Origin of the sequence: Trichlorobacter sp., assembly GCF_030247655.1 — a bacterium.
Taxonomy (GTDB): domain Bacteria; phylum Desulfobacterota; class Desulfuromonadia; order Geobacterales; family Pseudopelobacteraceae; genus Trichlorobacter.
Map to the genome: position 1 here is coordinate 1 of NZ_JAOTRZ010000314.1, position 2,420 is coordinate 2,420.

Here is a 2,420-nt window from a genome sequence, read left to right on the forward strand (position 1 = left end):
ATCAACTCACTAAATTACCAAAGCTTGTTGATGGTCAGAACCTTCAAGTTTCTTATAGCTATAACAATGATAACATCTCATCTATCAGTCACAATGGGTTCAGCTATTTCTTCGAGTCCGATGTTTTTGGCCGGGCAAGAAATATTAAGGTTGGCACGCAAGAGATTATCCGCTACTTGTACGATCAAAAAGGCAATTTAACTGACAGCATTTTTGGAAACGGTCAAAAAACTCAAATAGAGTACGATAAATTGAATCAGATAAAATCCTATAAGATCTGGAACGATTCGATTGGAAGTTATGAAACTAAATTCAGCTATCAGTATGACGCTGCGGAAAATTTGGGTTATCTTTATGATTCAGTGAATGAAATTGGACATCGTTATATTTATGATGCTGCTGACCAATTAATAGGAATTTCCAGCACTGATGGAAGTAAACTCTTCCTAGGATTTGATCCGATCACTCAAGCTGAGGAGATGCGAGAAGATTTAAAGGGGGAAAGCTATACTACACGAATTACCAATGATATGATTGGACAACCCATATCCCTAGTTTCCGGTAAAACCACTGTACAAGAAAGTGAAAAAGGAATAAAAACCTATGAATATGATAGCTTGGGAAGAGTGGCGATAACAACATTGACCCTTCGACCAAATTCTATGGATACGTTTAACTACGTCACAAGCTACAATTTCAAAGACGGAATTAATGGTAGCTCGAGTGATTTGGTAGATACTATGGTAGAAAATGGTATGGTCACAAAATACAAATATGACAAAAACAGTAATATTGAGTTGATCGAACAAGATGGCAAAAAAATTACTTATACCTATAACGAAATAAGTGAACTGATTCGGGAAGATAATGAAATTCTGAATAAAACTATCGTTTATAGTTATGATGCAGGCGGAAACATTCTTAACATTCTGGAATATGCTTATACAACCGGAGCACTTGGTGTCGTTACTAAATCCATTCCTTATGTAGAGGGTTATGAATAATTGCAACTTTATCAAGATGCAATTCCAAAAACCTCGAATGACATGTAGAAATTGATGACTTGATTTTTGTCGAAAAAAGAAGCAAGCTGCTTCCTCAGATTGCGGAAGGAATTCATGACAGCAAAGCTAACACAGATCATCACCTCAGTGGTTTGCTGTGTTCTTTCCATGATTCGATCCAGTCCATACTTCCGTTTGCCTTCTCCGATTTTGGCCTCCACCATATTTCGATCGCCAGCTTCCTGGACCTCTGCTGCTCGCTGCTGTTGGCGTACCTGAGGATCCTTTGGGGGTCTGCCCAGTGCCGGGCCGCTCATTCGGATATTATTGCTTTTGCAGAATGCCAGGTTGGCTTTGTTTCGATAAATCTTATCTGCCAGTATCCTTTCAGGATATGATCCTGTTCGGGCCTTGTATCGCTCAGCACTCTCTTGCAAGGTCAGGGCTTCGTTGAAGTTTTCAAACGAAAAGTGTTCCATTCGGACATACCCATCCACCGTTGAAATGGCAATTTTCGAACCAAACTCGGTATTAACGGATGCCTTGCCCCGCTTGATGGGCCTTATCCAAGGCTGGGATACACTGACAATTCGATGATCAATCCGGTTGATCTTTAACTTCCACATCTCAAACTGCTGATCATGGATCATTGACAGCGTCTTAAGTGTATCTTTCGTCTTTGGGCTGATGGGTTTGGTCATGGCCGGTGAGTCAAAGTATCCGAGGCAGCGTTTCAGCAATTTCAAAAGAATACCCTGTTTTTCACGGAACTGGGCTGGAGTATTTTTTTTGGATTTGGAGATGCTCAAAAAAGCCTGCCTGGCATGGCTCAGCAACGACTTCTGAGTGTTGGTAATGGTTTTTCCCCTTGTTATTTCTAAATGGCGCATGCCTGAACAGACCGCCTCATACAGGAGGCGGATATCCGTCGGGAAGTGAATGTCTTGTGGGATACAGGTTGCATCCAGGATCAAGGTTCCGCTATTTGTCTGTCCCGGGCTATTGGCAGAAGAAGCGCTTGACTCAGAGCCTTGGCGATCACCTTCCCCCGAATGACCACTGCTCGGATCGTCATCATTGTCATCATTGGGTGATGGTTTCCTTGAAGGATCCTGAGCAATGATGGCTTCGTTGATTTGGCAAATTTCGGCAGGTGTGAAGCGTTGCCTGAAGTAAGACATCAAGCTGATATCAAAGGGCAATTCACTGGAGAATTCTTCGAATCCAAGGAAAAACTGGAGATAGGGATTCTCACGAACCAGTTCAATCAAATCCGCATCCGAGACATTCAAGGCTTGTTTGAGAAAAAGAGCGCCAAAGGCCAGTCTGGATGAATATGCTCGATTGCCACGTGGCCCATTGAACTTGGTGGCATAGATTTCTTCGATGAGATCCCAAGGCATTTGATGGGATAAT

At 42.3% G+C, this 2,420-nt stretch carries 2 protein-coding genes; one reads left to right on the top strand and one right to left on the bottom strand.

From position 1 onward, the window contains the following. On the top strand, positions 1 to 1,004 hold a 1,004-nt coding region (locus OEL57_RS16160; RefSeq protein WP_300741899.1), incomplete at its 5' end, for a hypothetical protein. Positions 1,005 to 1,015: 11 nt separating this feature from the next. On the opposite strand, the gene OEL57_RS16165 is transcribed toward OEL57_RS16160, so the two are convergent. Next, positions 1,016 to 2,420: IS5 family transposase (locus tag OEL57_RS16165; RefSeq protein ID WP_300741901.1), on the bottom strand; the 1,405-nt coding region annotated here is incomplete at its 5' end.